Consider the following 18,178-nt stretch of genomic DNA (forward strand, 5'->3'; position numbering starts at 1 on the left):
AGTTTTATCTCCCTTCTTAATATCTATCAATAATATCGCCTATTGGATCTCCCATATTTGATCCATCATTACCTGAACCACCTTTTTTACTAAGTGTTAAGTAAATGAGAGCTAAAGCTACACCAATTGCACCTAATCCCATAAGTGTAATTTGTGAAATAGTTGCTAATACAAAGCCAATTGCAAAGAATGGCCATACTTCTTTTGTTGCCATCATATTAATTACCATTGCATAACCAACAGCAACAACCATTCCACCACCTATTGCTAAACCATCTGTTAACCAAGCTGGCATTGAAGTAAGTAATGTACGAATAGGTCCAGCACCTATTATTAATATTAATGCAGCTGGAAGTGCTATACGTATACCTTGCATACAAATAGCGATAATATGCCACATTTCAACTTTTCTTATATTTCCTTCTTTAGCGGCAGCATCCATAAAATGCACAAATGCTGTAGCAATTGTACGACAAATAATTGTTAGTAATAATCCTGCAACTGCTAGTGGAATTGCTATAGCAATGGCTGAAGAAATTCCACTTTGTCCTTCGCCACTAAGAACTAGGATAATTGCAGCTGCAATGGATGCTAATGCTACGTCAGGTGCTACAGCAGCACCTATATTTGCCCAACCTAAGGCAATCATTTGAAGACTACCTCCTAAGATTAAACATGGTACTAAATTTCCTGTAACTAATCCAATTAAAGTACAAGCAACTAAAGGTTGATGAAATTGGAATTCATCTAAAATTCCTCCCATTCCAGCTAAAAATGCAACAAAGATAACTAATATTATTTGAAATATATTTAAATCCACTATTTTTAATCCCCCTTTTTTATTAAAATAATATAAATTATTTTAATTTGTTTAATTCTTCTTGTGCCTTTTTTAGAATTTCATTCATATTTCCTTTTGAATCATTTGGAACCTTACGGACATCAAAATTTAATCCAATATCTTTAAGTTTATTAAAGGCATCAACATCCCTTTGACTGAAAGCAAGGACTTTATTTGGTTGAACCTTACCTGGAGAATGAGCCATAGAGCCAACATTAACTGTCTTTATAGGTACTCCCCCTTCTACTGCTCTAAGTAAATCTTCTGGGTTTTCAAAAAGAAGTAATGCACGTTGTCCACCAAAATGTTTATCATCTTTTGCAAGCTTAATCATTTGACTAACTGGGACAGTATGAGCTTTAACTCCTGGAGGAGCTGCTTGTTGAATTAATTTTTTACGAAGTTCATCTTTAGCTACATCATCTGATACAATAATAATTCTTGTTGGTTTCATAGCTTTTGTCCAAGCGGTTGCTACTTGTCCATGAAGTAAACGTGAATCAATACGAGTTAAAACATATTCAAAAGATCCAGGCGCACCTATATTAGATTGTTGAGTAGGATTTACAGAACAGTTATTAGAATTTATTGCTTCTAAAGATGTTGGCTTAACTTTAATTCCTTCTCTAGATGTTTTTATAATACTAGCTGCAATTTCTTGTGCTGATTCCATTGATAAACGTGAAGCATAAGCTTCAATGACCATTGGTAAATTCATACCAGTTATAACGGCCCAGTTATCTTTGTGTTCTTCGATTAAATTATCTACTTGATTAAATGGTGTTCCTCCCCAAAGATCAACTAAGAATAAAACCTCATCTTGGTTGTCAAAGGATGCAATTGCTTTTTTCATTTTTACTTTAATATCATCAGGCCCTTCACTAGGCATCAATGTAACAGCTTGTACATTTTTTTGTTCTCCAAAAATCATTGCAGCTGATTGTAAAATACCTTTAGCAAAATCTCCGTGACTTGCAAGAATAATTCCTACCATCATATACCTCCTATTTTTATTTGTAATATAAAATTTATAAATAAGTTCTAAAAAATATAATTAAGATTAATAATTATATTTTTGATATTAAAAATATTCTAAGCTTAATTAACTAAAATTTTTGAATATTATCTTATAACTTTGTAATAGAAGTTTTTAAAAAAATTAATTAATTATTTTAAATAATATATGTCAAAAGTTAGCTAAATTAAATAATAATCTATTTATATTTTGTTATGTTTATATCTTGATTATTTTTATACAGTTAACGGTTACAAAAAATCATTTTTTTATTTAGATTTATTATTTAAATAATTTGACATTACGTAAAACTATTGTTAAAAAATAATCTTATAATACAAAAACTTATTAATATATTTATTATTTTAAGATTTTACATATCTACATAAAAATTTAATGCTTAGAATTTATTTTTAATAATCTATTTTTTATAATACATAAATTACCAATAAAATACAAATTTATAATTTTATTAAAACGTCAAAAAATAATATTGATAATATTAAATTGTTAAAAAATATACCTAATTAATATTAAATTATTAAATTATTAGAGAAAATAATAAAATTATAATAAAATATTTTTATTGAAAATTATTACAAATTTTAAAAAATAGTAATGATAAGAATATCTAAATAATAAAATAGTATTATTAAGTTATATACAGCGCTCTAATTAAAGTTAAGTTTTATTGACTATATTTATATAAAATAGCATACGTAGTTAATATGTCGATAAATAATAATAAATTAAGGGAAAAAAACATTAAATTTATGAGAGTGGAAAAGTTAGAAAATTAAATTTTATATAGTGTTTTTTAAGAGCAAAAAAAGAAGCTTATCAGATTGATTATTTAATCAATCTGATATAGCTTCTCTTTTATTGATTTTTTTCTTGTTCTAATTGAGTATTTAAATTATTCACGTTAGAAGTTTTAGCAGTTATATGAGAATTTATTTTATTTAATTCAGATTGTTTAGCCTCTAGGTCTTGTAATGATTTTTCATATTCATACTTAGTGCTATTGTATTGGGATTCAGTAACACCAGGTGATAGAGATTCACCAAATAGATTTCCGAAACCAAGCATAAATAGAATAATAAAAGTATTTATTATATATTTTTTTATTTTTTTCTTAGAATTATTATTTTTTTGTAAGTTTAAACCCATTATATCCCCCTATTTATAGCAAGTTTGACAAGCTGTTAATCCAGCATTTTTAGCTTGTTCTAAAGTAACTTGGACTGATGTTTTAGAATTTCCACATTTGCTTTTATTATGATATTTTTTCCCAGTAGCTGTTTTCCAAACCATTTGTCCTATAGGACTACTTTGAGCACTAGAAGAATTTTCATTTGATTTATTACCTGTTGAATTAGTATTAGAGTTATTATTGCTGTTTGTATTAGATTCTTTATTTTTTTCTATAGTAATGTTATCTAATTCAGCCTTAGTAATTCTATCTTGTTCAGCTTTCTTTTCATTTTCTATTCGTTCATTTTCTAGCCTTTCAGCTTCTAGCTTAGCTAATTTTTCTTTTTCTTCTCTAGCATTAATAAGAGAAGTAATTTCTGTTGATATTTTATTTTCCTCAATTTCTAAATTAGCTAAAGATTGTTTTTTTGAATTTAATTCTTGTTCAATGCTTTCAATTTTAGAAGTGGTTTGTTTTTTGTGAGACAATAAGGTATTATAGTCTGCACTAGAAATTGTTCCGTTAAATCCAATAATAGCACCAGTTATTATTGATATTGCAGAACCAAGTAGTAGTTTTTTGTGTTTTTGTAATCTTTTTTTTAGATTCAAGAAAATTCCCCCTTAAATATAAAAATACTACAATATTTTATCTTATTTAATACATTTAATGGATTAATTTACATATATTTAATTAATAATTTAAAAAAAAGATATAAACAAACTATATGTTATTAGAAAAATTTAAGTTTTAATAAAAAAATAAAGCTATACATTTGAATTTTATCAATGTATAGCTTTAGTAATTATTTATGTAATTAATAAATTGTTATTGTTAGAATTTAAAGAATAAAGTTTTATATAGATACAAATTAATCTAACAACAATCATTGCTATTGTAAAATATATAAAAGAAGTAGAAATCACATTAGGATTTATGTGATGTTTAATAATAAATTGGATACTTGCTGTAGGATTCCATTTAGTTATATATTGAGCTAAAAATATTTTAAATCCAACATTTATAATCCATAAAAATAAATATGGGAGCGTACATTTAACCTAATAGCAAACTTTCTTTCTTTAAGTTGAAATATAGCTAGTAATAAAAGAGCTACGATTAAAATCCAACTCTGTAAATTCATAATAAAAGCTTCCATTCATTATTATGAATTAATTATATTTTATATTTAAAAGAAAGTAGTCTATATTAAGTAATACAAGAAGTAATGAAATCCTATTACCATATACATGATTAAAGTCATATATATAAGATAATGATATTATTTGTTTATCAGAGATAGGATTAAGAAAAGGGATATTGAAAGAGATTTTGACACTTATTCAGTTAATTTTTCTTTGGTTTCTTTATATATATTTCCCCACTCAAACATTTTTTCTATTACTGGACTTAATTTATTACCAAGTTCTGTTAATTCATATTCTACTCTTGGTGGTACTTCAGGATAAATTGTTCTTTTAACTATTAAGTCTTTTTCGAGCTCTCTTAATTGTAAAGTTAACATTCTATGAGTAATTTTAGGCATGAGTTTTTGAAGTTCACTAAACCTCATTTTCCCATTTAGAAGCTTATATATTATGACTCCTTTCCATTTTCCTCCTATTATTTTTAAAGCTAGTTCCACTGAACATTCAGTATTTTCTTTTAAAACTTTTTGATAATATGTATCATTCATTTTATGTTTAATCCTCCTTTAATAGTTTAAATTTTAATTTATTTTTATTTTCAGTTCTAAAGATAAATATTTTATATAATATGTAATTACATAAGCTATAATATTAAATTCTCTTGTTTTATACTAAGTATAAAAAATATACCTTATATAAATTTTATCATAATATATAAAAAATGTGCAGTATTTTCTTTTTCTTTCTGAGAATATATAATTAGCTTAAGTTAATAATAATTATTAGCTTAAGCTAATTATTTCTTTAGTAAAATAAAATTTTAAATAATAGGAAAAACACATTTAAAGGAGAAACTATATGGATAAAAATTCAATTAAAGAACAAGTTTTAAATGCATTTAACTTCAGACATGCTTGTAAAGAATTTGATGCAACTAAAAAAATATCAGATGACGATTTTAACTTTATTTTAGAAACTGGAAGACTTTCACCAAGTTCATTAGGTCTTGAACCTTGGAAATTTTTAATAGTTCAAAATGAGGATTTAAGAAAACAATTAAAAGAAGTGTCTTGGGGAGCTCAAGGACAACTTCCAACTGCTAGTCATTATGTAATTTTCTTAACAAGAAATAAAAATGAGCTTAGTTATAATTCTCAATATGTTAGAGATATGTTTGAAAATGTTCACCATATGCCTAAAGAAGTTGCAAATGCTATAATTGAAAAAATGGAAGATTTCCAAAAAAATGATGCTAAAGTATTGGATAGCGAAAGAGGAATAGAAGATTGGTCTTCTAAACAATGTTACATAGCAATGGGTAACATGATGACTTCTGCAGCTATGATAGGTATAGATTCATGTCCAATAGAAGGATATCACAGAGATTCAGTTGAAAAAATATTAGCTGATGCTAATCTTTTAGATAAAAGTAAATTTACAGTTGCTTGTATGACTGCTTTTGGATACAGAAAGAATGAACCAAAAAGAGCAAAAACAAGACAATCTATGGAAGAGATAGTTACTTTCGTTAAATAATAAATAATTATAATAGAGCTATATCAAGAGAGTTAAGTCGGCTTTGATATAGCTTTTTTATTTTATATAAATACATAAAAATTTATTTGAACTTTTATCTTTATATTTCTTTTTTATAATAAGTTTTTTTATAGTTATCTAACATAAGTATTACTTCTCCTACTGTATAAGAACTATTACTTAAAGATATATTTATATCAAAATCAGTTAATTTAATTAGTTAGAATATAATTTAATATTAAAAAGTATCTTAGAAATAAAAAGTATTACTAAAAATTATTTTAGTAGTATTTTTTTATCTATTAAGAGTAATTATTGTAACTTTATATAAATGTGGATGTAATAAAGAAATAGTAATATTAAATGTGAATAAAATGTAAAGGAGATTATTATGAAGAAGGTATTAATTGGAATAATAATAGTTATTATTGTATTTATAGGGCTTTTTAGTCTTAAAATTATTTTTAATAAGAACTCAGCTATAGTAAATAAAAATTCAATTGTTTTAAAAACAGTGACAACTCAAAAAAATAATATAGAGAATAATGGTAATAACAATAATAGTAATAATGGCGGAATAGTTCAAGAAAAAAACAAAGGAACTACAGTGTTAAACTCTGTAAAAGTAAATTCTAATATAGCAAATACTAATTCAGTTAAAAATAAAAATTCTAACAAGCCAAATATTATAAGTGCTAAGCAAAAACCAAATCCTTATGGATATACTTATGCAACTGCTAGTGATCTAAAGAATATAAGTGGTATTTATAATTTTGATAATTTTGCTAAAGGAAGAGAAATTAATGCACTTAAAGACTTAAGTGGAATAACTTTAAATTCAAAGGGCGTAGTTTTAAATAATGATATTACTGGAAACAATATATATTCAAGTTCAGAAAGAATAAAAATATATAAAGTTACATCAAGTGAATTTTACATAATATTTGGAGCAACACCAACATCACTTGGATTACAAGGGAATGATTTTAATGTCTATGCTATTGGAGATGTATTTATTTATCAATTGCCAAATAAAAATATAGTATTTTCTTTTGAAAGTGGGGCAGGAAATGCGATTAACACTACTAATAGCTTACCAACATCAAATGTTAGTAAATGGTATGGAATTTATACAGTAAATAATAAAATTGGACAGGTTAATGGAGTTAATAATTATGGTGAAAAAGCTATAAATTTAACAGGTGAAAAGGTAATAATTGGAAGTAATGAATTTAAATATAAAAATATAACAATTAAAAATCCACAATATTATATTGTAAAAGTAACTTCTAATGATTTATTAGGAACATCCTATTCGGGAGTAGATTTAACTGGAGAAGATGCAGATTTTCTTGCTGTTTTGGGACCAGGAGAAAAAATGTCTAATTTCTTATACAATAATCTTCCATCATATACAGGATGTTTGTCTGGAGCTTGGGCTGCTGGTATATCAATGCCAATAATCTTAGGACCTAATGGAAATGTTCAAGTTATGAATAATAATGAAGAAATATATTCAACTCTTAAAAATAGATAAGTAAAGGGAAGATCAAGGAATATATAGAAAAAGTATAACAATAAAATAAATTTAAATGTATCAAAAGTGATAAAATGGTAATATAATATAACAAATAGTAAAATCTTTGATTGAAAGAAGTAGCTATAAGTAGGTTAGTACAGCGAGCTGTTGTTTGGTGGAATGCACAGTGTAACTCTTATGGTGAAATGGGTTCATGAGATGCGAGGGTGAAACTTTAAGGGAGTAGCCTAAGCCCTGTCCTCAGGTTATAGGGGTAGAATATCGAGCTAAGGCTCCGTATTTGAGAGAATAAGAACAACTATAGATACATATCTATAGAGGTTGAATTTGGGTGGCACCACGACACTATCGTCCCAAGGTAGGGATATAGTGTTTTTTTTATGCAAATATTCTTTTTACTTTGCTACCAATGAGCTTATTCTTCCAAAGATTTTAACTAAATTTGTTTTATTAAAAATGGAGGATGATTTATATGAAAGGTTATTATGGAAGTTTTGGTGGACAATATGTACCAGAGGAAATTAAAAATGCATTAAAGGAAGTAGAAGAGGCATTTTATAAGTACAAGGATGATGAAGAGTTTAAAAATGAATATATGTATTATTTAAATAATTATGTTGGTAGACCATCACCTCTATATTATGCAAAAAGATTAACTGAGTATTTAGGAGGAGGTAAGGTTTATTTAAAGAGAGAAGATTTAAACCATACTGGTGCTCATAAAATAAATAATGTTATAGGACAAATGCTTATAGCAAAAAGATTAGGTAAAAAGAAAGTTATAGCAGAAACAGGAGCAGGACAACATGGTGTAGCAACAGCAACAGTGGCAGCACTTATGGGAATGGAATGTGAAGTTTATATGGGAGAAATTGATGTAAAGAGACAAGAGCTTAATGTTTTTAAGATGGAGCTTTTAGGGGCTAAGGTTATTCCAGTTACGGAGGGAACAAGAACTTTAAAGGAAGCTGTAGATGCAGCTTTAAAAGCATATGTAGATGAAGCTAAAGATGCTTTTTATGTATTAGGTTCAGCAGTAGGTCCACATCCTTATCCTACAATGGTAAAGGAATTTCAAAAAATAATAAGTGAAGAAGCAAAGGAACAAATATTAAAAGCTGAAGGGAAATTGCCAAAAGCAATAATAGCTTGTGTTGGTGGTGGAAGTAACGCCATAGGAGCTTTTGCAACTTTTATAGAAAATAAGGATGTTGAGCTTATAGGAGTAGAAGCAGCTGGAGAGGGATTAGAAACAGAAAGACATGCTGCAACAATAACTAAGGGAGTTGAAACTATAGTCCATGGTATGGATACACTTTGTCTTGTTGATGAAAAGGGGGAAGTGAAAGAAGCTTATTCTATATCAGCAGGTCTCGATTATCCAGGAGTTGGACCAGAACATTCATTTTTAAGTAAAATAGGAAGAGCTCATTATTATTCAATAACAGACAAAGAAGCAGTGGAAGGGTTCAAATTATTAACAAAATTAGAGGGAATAATTCCAGCTATAGAAAGTTCACATGCTGTGGCTTATGCTACTAAGTATGTGCCAAAAACTAATAAGGATGACATTATAATAATAAATATTTCTGGAAGAGGAGATAAGGATGTAGATCAAATAAGGGCATATTGCAATTAACTTTAGCTTAAGCAGATGATGTAAAAATAAAGTGATTAATTTATCTGATAGCTAGAGGCTGTAATACTCCTATCTTTTATAAGCAGGAGATAAACAGCCTCACGCTTCTAGATAACTTCGACTAAGATTCGGATAGAGTTAAAACTCCATCTGAATTAAGTCTACGTTTATATAATAATATAAATAAACAACTTCTTCTTGGGGCGAATTTATGTTTAATAAATTGCAAGAGGGAGTTGTTTTATTGTGGTTTTATAGAATTTACTTAGAGAAGGATATAATTCTATTTTGTGTGGAAATATTTATAAAAATATGAAGTAACATTTTGGTTAAATAGGTGAAAAAAATGAAATGCTAAAATTGAGGTGATTTTATGAAATCAGTATGGAGCGAAAGCTGTGAATTAAAAAAGAGAGAATCTTTAGATAAGGATATAAAAACTGATGTTTTAGTCATTGGAGCTGGAGTGGCAGGACTAGTAACAGCATATCTGTTAAAAGAACAGGGAACAGACGTAGTTTTAATTGATAAAGGTGAAGTAGCTGGTGGAAATACTAAAAATACTACAGCAAAAGTAACATCTCAACATGATTTAATTTATCATAAATTAATATCAGAGTTTGGGGAAGAAAAAGCTGGGCAGTATGCCAAAGCAAACGAACTAGCTATAAAAAAATATAAGGAGCTTATTGAAAAAAATAAAATAGATTGTGACTTTGAAGAAAAGGAAGCCTATGTTTATTCTGTAGATAAGGTTGATATACTTAAAGAGGAAGTAGAAGCAGCTAATAAACTTGGAATTAATGCAGAGTTTGTAGAAAATCTTAATCTTCCTTTTAATGTTAAGGGAGCTGTTAAATTTAATAATCAAGGGCAAGTTAATCCACTTAAACTTTTAAAGAGTATTTCAGATGATTTAACCATATATGAAAATACTAGAGCTTTAGAAGTTAAAGAAAACTTAGTAGTTACTGATAAGGGTGATATAACTGTAAATCATATAGTAGTGGCAACACATTATCCAATTATAAAAACTGAAGGTGGATATCATTTCTTGCAAATGCATCAAGAAAGGTCCTATGTTTTAGCTTTGGAAGGTGCAGGGGATATTGATGGAATGTACATAGATGCTAATAAAAAAGGATATTCCTTTAGAACTTATAAAAATTTGCTATTATTAGGTGGAATAAGGCAAAGAACTGGAGAAAATAAAGAAGGTGGAAGTTATGATGCTTTAAGAAAAGTTGCAAAGGACTTATTTCCAGAAGCAAGAGAAAAGTATCATTGGTCTGCTCAAGATTGTATGACTGTGGATGGGATACCTTACATAGGAAAGGCTTCAGATGAAATGTCTAATGTATATGCTATAACAGGATTTAATAAGTGGGGAATGACAAGTGCTATGGTGGCAGCTATGATAATATCAGATATGATATTAGGAAAGGAAAATGAGTTTTCAGAAATATTTTCTCCAAAGAGATTTGATTTTACGGCATCAGTAAAGAATATGACAAAAGATATGAGTAAATTAGCTAAAAATCTTATTATGAAAAAAATATCTATTCCAAGTGGGGACATAGAACATATTAAAAATGGAGATGCTGAAATTATTGAATATGATGGAGAAAAGGTTGGAGTTTATAAAGATGCTGATGGTAAAGCCTTTATTGTATCAGCAATTTGTACACATATGGGATGTGAACTTCAATGGAATAAGGATGAATTAACATGGGATTGTCCATGTCATGGGTCAAGATATGATTATGAAGGAAAAGTATTAGACAGCCCTACAACAAAAGATATTTCAGAAGAAAAATAATAAAGGTATGATGCATGGAAAAGGGATTGTATCAAATCAGTATTTTAATTTATATTACTTTTAAATTTTTTATCTGCCGAGATAGCTATATAAAAGGCAGAGAGGGTGTATCTATAATTTGATACATCCTCTTTTTTCATTAAATTAAAAATTTTATTCATATTAACTTTTAATTCTATAAGTTTATATTTTTTAGTTATATGTTTTTTATAATAAATTAAAATTTAATTGGTAAAGGGCTTTACTAAGACATTTTAAAGAAAGTAAGCAAACTTTCTATATTTGGATTGCCAATGATATATTGGGCTCCTGTTTTTGTTTTTAGGTTTAAAGCTTTAGAGGATAAATATTCCTTAGTATAGGATTTTACTGTGAATACATCATAAAGTTTTATAGAAGATAAATCTTTTATTAAAAATTGAAATCTTAATGATTCCCATAGAAATTCTTTTGGTATAAAGGTTATTAATCCATCTTTTATAGAAAGAGAAACTTCGCAGGAGTTATGTCCAATGTATCTTTTTACTTTTATATTATCAGTTAACAAATTTATATCCTCCCTTATTTATTACCATTATATGTAAATTATATCACTTAACATAATAATTTCAATATATAATATATTAAATTTATAAATTTTTTTGATAAGTTATAGAATGTTTAATTTCTTGCTTATAGAAAATATAAGAATTACAGTCTCTACCTATGAGATAAATTTTATTTTTTATTATTTTACTTTTCATGAATTTGTAGTATGGGTTGATAATAAATACATAGCATATATTCTACTGTTGGGAGGATACTATTAATGTATTAAATTTATAAACTAAAATCTAATTAAGATAGAATTTTGATTCTAGCTGAATTTTAGTGGTAGTTATCTAGAGATGTGTGTTTGTTTGACTTCAGATTATAGAGACTTTAGCATTGGAGACACTAGTCACTAGAGAAAATTTAATATATATTTTAAGGAAAGGTGTGAGCAGAATGAACATACAAAACAAAGAAACTAAATCAAACAGAGGTAACAAAGGTGACAACGATAACATGGTTAAAAGAGCTATGAATAAAGTTGGAGAAAAAATGGATGATGTAAAAGAGAGCATGAGAAAATAATTTTAAATGAAAAAAAAGGACTGCTTGATGCAGTCCTTTAATATTAGTTCATTCCGTTTTCTGAACCTAAGATTGTATCGATTTTGCTTTCAACTAATTTTTGGATTTCTGTTCTAGCAGCTCCTAAGTAGTTTCTTGGATCGAATACTTCTGGTTTTTCTCCGAAAGTCTTTCTTATAGCAGCAGTCATAGCTAATCTTATATCTGTATCCATGTTTATTTTACAAACAGCCATTGATGATGCTTTTCTTAACATTTCAACTGGGATACCTTTAGCGTTAGCTATATTTCCACCAAATTCGTTACAAGTAGCAACAGTTTGAGGATCAACAGCTGAAGCGCCGTGAAGAACTATTGGGAATCCTGGTAATTTTCTTTGAATTTCTTCTAATATATCGAATTTTAATTCTGGTTTAGCATCTGGTGGGAACTTAACTGCTCCGTGAGATGTTCCGATAGCGATAGCTAATGAATCAACACCAGTTCTGTTAACAAAGTCAACAGCTTGCTCTGGATCAGTATAGATGTGAGAATCAGCAACAACGTCATCTTCAACTCCAGCTAATACTCCAAGTTCAGCTTCAACAACAACTCCTCTAGCGTGAGCGTAGTCAACAACTTCTTTAGTTAATCTTACGTTTTCTTCGTATTCATAGTGTGAACCATCAAACATAACTGAAGTAAATCCAGCATCTATAACTTCTTTAACAGCTTCTATGTTTGGACCGTGGTCTAAGTGTAAAGCAATATCTAATCCTGTTTCTTCTATAGCAGCATCAACCATTGCTTTTAAGTATTTAGCTCCAGCATATTTTAAAGCTCCTGTTGAACATTGTAATATAACTGGTGAGTTTTTAGCTTTTGCGCCATTAACTATACCTTGAATTATTTCCATATCATTTATATTGAAAGCTCCTATAGCGTATCCGCCTTCATAAGCTTTCTTAAACATTTCCTTTGTAGTTACTAATGCCATCGTGAATACCACCTTTCAAAATTGAAAAACTTACTATGTGGGACCTAATAGTACCCAGTGGGACTGTTTCCCTTATAACTTTATTATAAACTAAATTCATTATAATTTCCATAGTAAAAATATAATTTTAATTAATAATATGTATTTTTTGCTTATAAATAATTTTATTATGCATAAATGAACAGGATTTAAAAAATATTTCTCAAATTAATATCTTCTTCTTTAATTATAGTATTAGTATAACTTTTAATAAAGGATATTGTAGATAAACTTTCTCTTAAATCACTATTAATGGTGTATTGTTTTAATCTTGCAAGTTCACTTATTATAATATCTAACCTTTCATGATTTAAATATAAAGACAACATATTATAGTTATTATAAATGTAGTTTTCTAAATCTACTGATTTAGAATTTAATTCTTTCCATATAGGATTATCTATGTTATTTTCTTCTTTTAAAGAAATTTTATTTAGCATTGTTTCAATTTCAGAGCATTTAGAAATTATATTATTTCCAACATTAAGAAGATAGTAGTGAGAGTAAATTGCAAAAGAAAAAATAAAAATAAAAATAAAAAGTGAAATTATTGTTTTTTTCATTTAAATTTAATCTCCATTTTTCGTTGATTTGTCTTGGATATATAATTCATTTTTAGAGGTTAAGAGAACTAAATATAAGTTATTAATGGCTGAAATATCTTTTTTCTTCAATTCTGACATTAACCAATGAACATCTTTTTTTAATGATTTTAAAGAATCCTTTTGAATTTCACTATCAAATACAAGAATATAGGGAAGATTTTTTTTCTCGCATTTAATATCTAAATCTTTTTTTTGAACTAGAGCAAATTCTTCTTTGGTAAATACAGAAATATCTCCATTATTCTCTAAGATAGCATATTCTATTTCATTTAAATCTAAGATTCCTTTTTCTCTGACTTCCTCTAAAATATCATATATATTTAATTTTTGTCTTTTCATAACTTCAGGAACTATTTTTCCGTTTCTTATTATTACATCTGGCTTTCCATCCATTAATCTTCTAACAAAAGAACTTCTAAGCTCTAGCTCGGTTAATACTATCTTTGTAATAAGAAGAGTTGCCATAGGTAAAATAGCTAATAATAGTGGAAACCTCATGTCTTGCATAGAAAGAGAAGCTAAATCTGAAATCATAAAAGTCATAACAAGTTCATGGGGTTGTAATTCTCCAATTTGTCTTTTCCCCATAAGTCTTATTATTAAAACAGAAAAAAAGTATAAAATTATAGTTCTTATTATAAGAATTAACATACTAAAACATCCTTTAAATATGAGTTAAAATAAGGTTTAATTTAAAGAAATAAATCTTATGCTTATATAATGTGAAAAAATAAGAATTTTTATTATCTTTTTTAAATAAATTCTATATACTATATAAGAAGGTTAAAGCTTAAGCATATTTATCTAAAAGAAGGTGAGATTTTGAAAAAACTACAAGGAAAGAATAATAATTCAAAAGGATCAATTAGATTTGGATATCTACTTGATGAAAATTATGTAAATGATGAAATTCCTATAGTTTTAGCAAGGCAGGGAGAGGGATATTATGAGCTTAATTCATATATAAAGGAAGAAGGAGACTTTGACTTTATAAGAATAGATAATAGGGAGGCAATGCCAACATATATAAGGACTTTGCAATTTGTTTTTATAAAGGCAGTTTTAGATATTTTTAAAGATGCAAAAGTAATTATAGAACATTCTATTGGATTTGGAATTTATGGAAGTATAATTAAAGAAAAGCTATTAACAGAAGATGATATAAAAATAATAAAAGGAAGAATGGAAGAGATAGTAAAAGCTAATTATAGAATTGAAAAACATAAGGTATCTAGATTAGAAGGTATAGAAATTTTTAGATCTTATGGCATGGAAGATAAGGTTAGGCTTCTAGAGGGATTTAGAAGTGAAAATATAAGTTTATATAAAATAGATGATAGATATGATTACTTCTATGGAACTATGGCTTATAGCACAGGGGTATTAAAATATTTTGATGTTTCCTATTATAATGATGGTTTTTTACTTTCATATCCTGATTATAAAAATCCAACTAAAATAGCTGATTTTCTTCCTAGTCCAAAACTTTTTAATATATTTAAAGAAGCTCAAAGGTGGTTAAGTATATTAGAAGTTTCTGATGTTGGAGCTTTAAATAAAAAGATATTGAATGGAGAAGCTGAAGATTTTATAAGAATTTCAGAAGCTTTGCATGAGAAAAAGATAGCACAAATTGCAGATATGATAAATGAGAGAAAAGATGTTAAAGTAATTCTTGTGGCAGGACCTTCATCTTCAGGAAAAACTACTTTTACAAAAAGATTAGCAGTGCAACTTAGGGTTAATGGTCTTATGCCTATTATGATATCCTTAGATGATTATTTTATAGATAGAGATAAAACACCACTAGGTGAGGATGGAAATCCAGATTATGAATCTTTAACAGCTTTAGATATAAATTTATTTAATGAAAATATTAAGGCAATTTTACGGGGAGAAGAAGCTCATATTCCAACCTATAATTTTAAAACAGGAATGAGGGAATGGGGGAATAATAAATTAAAACTACCTAAAAATGGAGTGCTTATAATAGAAGGAATACACGGTCTAAATGATGAATTAACAAGAGAAATTGAAGAAAAATCTAAGTTTAAAATATATATATCTGCCTTAACTCAGCTTAATTTAGATAATCATAATAGAATATTAACAACAGATGTAAGAAAAATAAGAAGGATAGTAAGGGACTATTTATCAAGAGGTTATGGCTGTGAGCAAACATTAAAAATGTGGCCAGCAATTAAAAAAGGAGAGAAGAGAAATATTTTCGTATTTCAAGAAAACGCAGACGTGATGTTTAACTCTAATTTAGTATATGAACTATGTGTATTAAAAAATTTAGCAATGAAAGAGTTAGAAAAAATAGAGGAGAGTAGTGAAGTTTATCATGAAGCAAAGAGATTAAAGGCTTTCTTAAATTTCTTTGAGGATATAGATTTTTGTAAAGTTCCAGAGAATTCTATATTAAGAGAGTTTATTGGAGGAAGTTGTTTCTATCAATATTAACATTTAGTATTTGCTGAAGAACTTTAAGAAAAAATTAAATTATAATTTAAATTAGAAAGTATTAAGAAATTAATAGGCTTTGCAATTTTTTTATAATTGCAAGGTCTATATTTTTATCCATAATTAGAAGTTCTATATTTAATTTTATAAATAATTTATGTCATGTATATTTGACATTTTGACTTGTAAATTTATAATTAAGGTAATTTATTGAATAAATAGGAAATAAGAAGTGACTTTAAAATAGAGAAATATTATTGAGAGGCAAATCAAATGAAGAATATAAAAATGAAAGTAGCTAGAGTTGAGAAAGATTTATCTCAAGAGGAGCTTGCAAACATTGTTAATGTGGCTAGGCAAACTATTAGTATGATTGAATCAGGAAAGTACAATCCAACTATTAAACTTTGTATAGCCATTTGCAAAACCTTAGATAAAACTTTAGATGAATTATTTTGGGAGGAATAAGTATGATATTTAGATTATTTAAAAATAATTATAAAAATGCAGATGAAAGAATACTTAAGGAAACTGATAAGATATTATTTTATTGTTATTTAATTATGGAAGTTCTCTCTCTTATATCAATTCCTCTAATATTTATGGGGAATTTTAAATTATGGGATTTTTGGGGTGTATTTTTAACTTTGATAATTTGTAATAGTTTTATCTTAATAAAAATAAGAAATAATAAGTTGAAACTTTCTGATGCACTTAGAGGAAAAGATGAGTTTTTATTAGAATTTAGAAATAGGATTTTTAGAGAAAGTTATTACATAGCTATGGCTATAATAATGTCTGTAGATTTTTTTATAGTTTTTTATACTAATGTTAAAGGGATTTATAATATTAATTCAGTAAGTGGATTAATAGAATTTAGTAAGCTTACTCTAATAAGTTTCATAATAGTAATGATTCCAGCATTTTGTTTTTGTGTGCTGGCAATTAAAAGAGGATTATTTTTAACTAATTTAGATAAGATAAATAAAGTAAAAAATAAAAAAGTTAATTTAAATAGTTTTAGATTAAGATGTTTATATGCTTCAATTTTCTTTGGTGGATTTATGGCCATAGGAGCTTTGCATAAGGGTATAGAAAATGCGTTAATAACAGGAATTTGTGCAGGAACATTTTGGGGTATATTCTTTTATATTACTATGAGAATGGTAATGAAAATATCAGAAAGGAATGCTGATAAAAATATAAATAAATAATTTAATAGGATACTTAATTATTATAACTATAGTAATAATTAATTCTAATACTACATAATATATAATGTTTGAATTGATGAAAGGAGAGATTATATATTGGTTATTAGAATTAAGAAATTATATATAGTTATTTTTTTGCTTATATTACTAGGGGTTGGTGGAGCAATATTTTATTTTACTAGAGGCAATAAAATTAATTTTGGAAGAAATCTTAATAATAAGTCTACTTTTTATAAAGAGGTAGTTTCTGAAAATGTAGAGCAGATTTCTGATGAAGAACTTGAAAAAAGTGCTTTTTCTATAGTTGAAAAATTAGATTTAGACTTAGGGGAACCTATAGATATAGCTAATAAAAAGAGTACTTTTGGTAATGGATATAATTATGATTTGATTTTTAGTAGAGGTAATGTTCAATTAAATGAAAATACAGGAGAGTTAGTTTCTATTGCTGTTGAAACAACTGTTAAGGATGGAGATGCAGTTTTAACAGAAGAAGAGCTTATTAATAAAGCTTGTGAGTATTATAATATATTGGATTGCCCAAGCAGTTATGAAATAAGAAAAAATGAAAGCTTAGGTGATGATTATTATAATGTAGTTTGGGAAAAGCAGTATGATGGTGATTTGTATTCTAAATATGAATCTGTAAATATGGTTTTAAATAAGAAGGATGGAACTATTAGCAAAATAACTATTAATAATTTACCTAATGTTGCTGATAAAGATAAAGAAATAATAGAAAAAAAAGAAGCAGAAAAATCTATTTCTTCATTTAAGGAATTAAAAGGATTTAATTATAGTGGAGAGATGGAAAAACAAATAGTAGTACCTAATACTAATTATATAAGTGATGATTATGAAAGTGCTAGTTATGCTACTACAGCTTGGGTGGCAAAATTAAAAAATGATGCTGGTGAGGAAGCTTTTGTTTATATAGATGGGCTTAATGGAGAAATTATTGGAGGAAATTAATAGAATTTGAGATTATATTATCCTAGATATAATTTTCTATGTTAGAATTAAAATGAC

At 27.0% G+C, this 18,178-nt stretch carries 18 protein-coding genes and 1 other annotated feature; of the genes, 9 read left to right on the forward strand and 9 right to left on the reverse strand.

All coding sequences use genetic code 11. The annotated features are described in order from the left end of the window. Nucleotides 1-16: 16 nt before the first annotated feature. The 5 genes from ARA19_RS07310 to ARA19_RS07330 form a co-directional block, all read right to left on the reverse strand. Nucleotides 17-820 (reverse strand): PTS mannose/fructose/sorbose transporter subunit IIC, encoded by an 804-nt coding sequence (locus ARA19_RS07310; protein ID WP_055070324.1) that lies wholly within the window; start codon nt 818-820, stop codon nt 17-19. A 37-nt stretch (nt 821-857) separates the two neighbouring features. After that, a complete protein-coding gene (locus ARA19_RS07315; RefSeq protein ID WP_055070325.1) occupies nt 858-1,835 on the reverse strand; it encodes a mannose/fructose/sorbose PTS transporter subunit IIA in 978 nt (325 codons plus the stop codon). 900 nt (nt 1,836-2,735) lie between these two features. After that, nucleotides 2,736-3,026, reverse strand: a complete 291-nt coding sequence (locus ARA19_RS07320; RefSeq protein WP_055070326.1) for a hypothetical protein — start codon at nt 3,024-3,026, stop codon at nt 2,736-2,738. A 9-nt stretch (nt 3,027-3,035) separates the two neighbouring features. Next, nucleotides 3,036-3,662, reverse strand: coding sequence for a hypothetical protein (locus tag ARA19_RS07325; protein ID WP_055070327.1), 627 nt, complete (start codon nt 3,660-3,662; stop codon nt 3,036-3,038). Nucleotides 3,663-4,390: 728 nt separating this feature from the next. Further along, nucleotides 4,391-4,747, reverse strand: a complete 357-nt coding sequence (locus ARA19_RS07330; protein WP_147574376.1) for a winged helix-turn-helix transcriptional regulator — start codon at nt 4,745-4,747, stop codon at nt 4,391-4,393. 310 nt (nt 4,748-5,057) lie between these two features. Here ARA19_RS07330 and ARA19_RS07335 point away from each other — a divergent pair, with 310 nt between their 5' ends. The 4 genes from ARA19_RS07335 to ARA19_RS07350 all read left to right on the forward strand — a co-directional run bounded on the left by ARA19_RS07335 (nt 5,058) and on the right by ARA19_RS07350 (nt 10,733). Beyond that, nucleotides 5,058-5,735, forward strand: coding sequence for an NAD(P)H-dependent oxidoreductase (locus ARA19_RS07335; protein ID WP_055070329.1), 678 nt, complete (start codon nt 5,058-5,060; stop codon nt 5,733-5,735). Nucleotides 5,736-6,126: 391 nt separating this feature from the next. Then, entirely contained in the window at nt 6,127-7,272 is a 1,146-nt protein-coding gene (locus tag ARA19_RS07340; RefSeq protein ID WP_055070330.1) for a hypothetical protein, read from the forward strand. Between the two features lie 97 nt (nt 7,273-7,369). After that, nucleotides 7,370-7,634 (forward strand) — a binding site (T-box leader). 113 nt (nt 7,635-7,747) lie between these two features. Beyond that, nucleotides 7,748-8,914, forward strand: a complete 1,167-nt coding sequence (trpB, locus tag ARA19_RS07345) for a tryptophan synthase subunit beta (protein WP_084764344.1) — start codon at nt 7,748-7,750, stop codon at nt 8,912-8,914. Nucleotides 8,915-9,287: 373 nt separating this feature from the next. Further along, nucleotides 9,288-10,733 carry an FAD-dependent oxidoreductase gene (locus ARA19_RS07350; protein ID WP_055070332.1) on the forward strand — a complete coding sequence of 482 codons (1,446 nt, stop codon included), beginning with the start codon at nt 9,288-9,290 and terminating at the stop codon, nt 10,731-10,733. Nucleotides 10,734-10,977: 244 nt separating this feature from the next. Here ARA19_RS07350 and ARA19_RS07355 read toward each other — a convergent pair whose 3' ends face one another. Beyond that, entirely contained in the window at nt 10,978-11,280 is a 303-nt protein-coding gene (locus tag ARA19_RS07355) for a hypothetical protein (RefSeq protein ID WP_055070333.1), read from the reverse strand. 440 nt (nt 11,281-11,720) lie between these two features. On the opposite strand from ARA19_RS07355, the gene ARA19_RS18125 reads away from it, so the two are divergent. Next, nucleotides 11,721-11,849, forward strand: a complete 129-nt coding sequence (locus ARA19_RS18125) for a hypothetical protein (RefSeq protein WP_278321682.1) — start codon at nt 11,721-11,723, stop codon at nt 11,847-11,849. 43 nt (nt 11,850-11,892) lie between these two features. On the opposite strand, the gene fba is transcribed toward ARA19_RS18125, so the two are convergent. The 3 genes from fba to ARA19_RS07370 all read right to left on the reverse strand — a co-directional run bounded on the left by fba (nt 11,893) and on the right by ARA19_RS07370 (nt 14,120). Beyond that, nucleotides 11,893-12,825 (reverse strand): class II fructose-1,6-bisphosphate aldolase, encoded by a 933-nt coding sequence (gene fba / locus ARA19_RS07360; RefSeq protein ID WP_055070334.1) that lies wholly within the window; start codon nt 12,823-12,825, stop codon nt 11,893-11,895. 188 nt (nt 12,826-13,013) lie between these two features. Beyond that, nucleotides 13,014-13,427, reverse strand: a complete 414-nt coding sequence (locus tag ARA19_RS07365) for a DUF4363 family protein (protein WP_055070335.1) — start codon at nt 13,425-13,427, stop codon at nt 13,014-13,016. Nucleotides 13,428-13,433: 6 nt separating this feature from the next. Further along, entirely contained in the window at nt 13,434-14,120 is a 687-nt protein-coding gene (locus ARA19_RS07370) for a DUF421 domain-containing protein (protein ID WP_055070336.1), read from the reverse strand. A 171-nt stretch (nt 14,121-14,291) separates the two neighbouring features. On the opposite strand from ARA19_RS07370, the gene ARA19_RS07375 reads away from it, so the two are divergent. From ARA19_RS07375 to ARA19_RS07390, 4 genes are all read left to right on the forward strand, one after another. Continuing rightward, nucleotides 14,292-15,935: a nucleoside kinase gene (locus tag ARA19_RS07375; RefSeq protein WP_055070337.1), complete on the forward strand. Its 1,644-nt coding sequence runs from the start codon at nt 14,292-14,294 to the stop codon at nt 15,933-15,935. A gap of 273 nt (nt 15,936-16,208) precedes the next feature. Continuing rightward, entirely contained in the window at nt 16,209-16,403 is a 195-nt protein-coding gene (locus ARA19_RS07380; protein ID WP_055070338.1) for a helix-turn-helix transcriptional regulator, read from the forward strand. A 2-nt stretch (nt 16,404-16,405) separates the two neighbouring features. Continuing rightward, nucleotides 16,406-17,149 (forward strand): hypothetical protein, encoded by a 744-nt coding sequence (locus ARA19_RS07385; RefSeq protein WP_055070339.1) that lies wholly within the window; start codon nt 16,406-16,408, stop codon nt 17,147-17,149. A gap of 96 nt (nt 17,150-17,245) precedes the next feature. Then, complete coding sequence (locus ARA19_RS07390) at nt 17,246-18,121, forward strand: hypothetical protein (RefSeq protein WP_055070340.1); 876 nt, start codon at nt 17,246-17,248, stop codon at nt 18,119-18,121. Nucleotides 18,122-18,178: the final 57 nt, after the last annotated feature.

This window comes from Clostridium massiliamazoniense (assembly GCF_001403635.1).
GTDB classification, from domain to species: Bacteria; Bacillota; Clostridia; order Clostridiales; family Clostridiaceae; genus Sarcina; species Sarcina massiliamazoniense.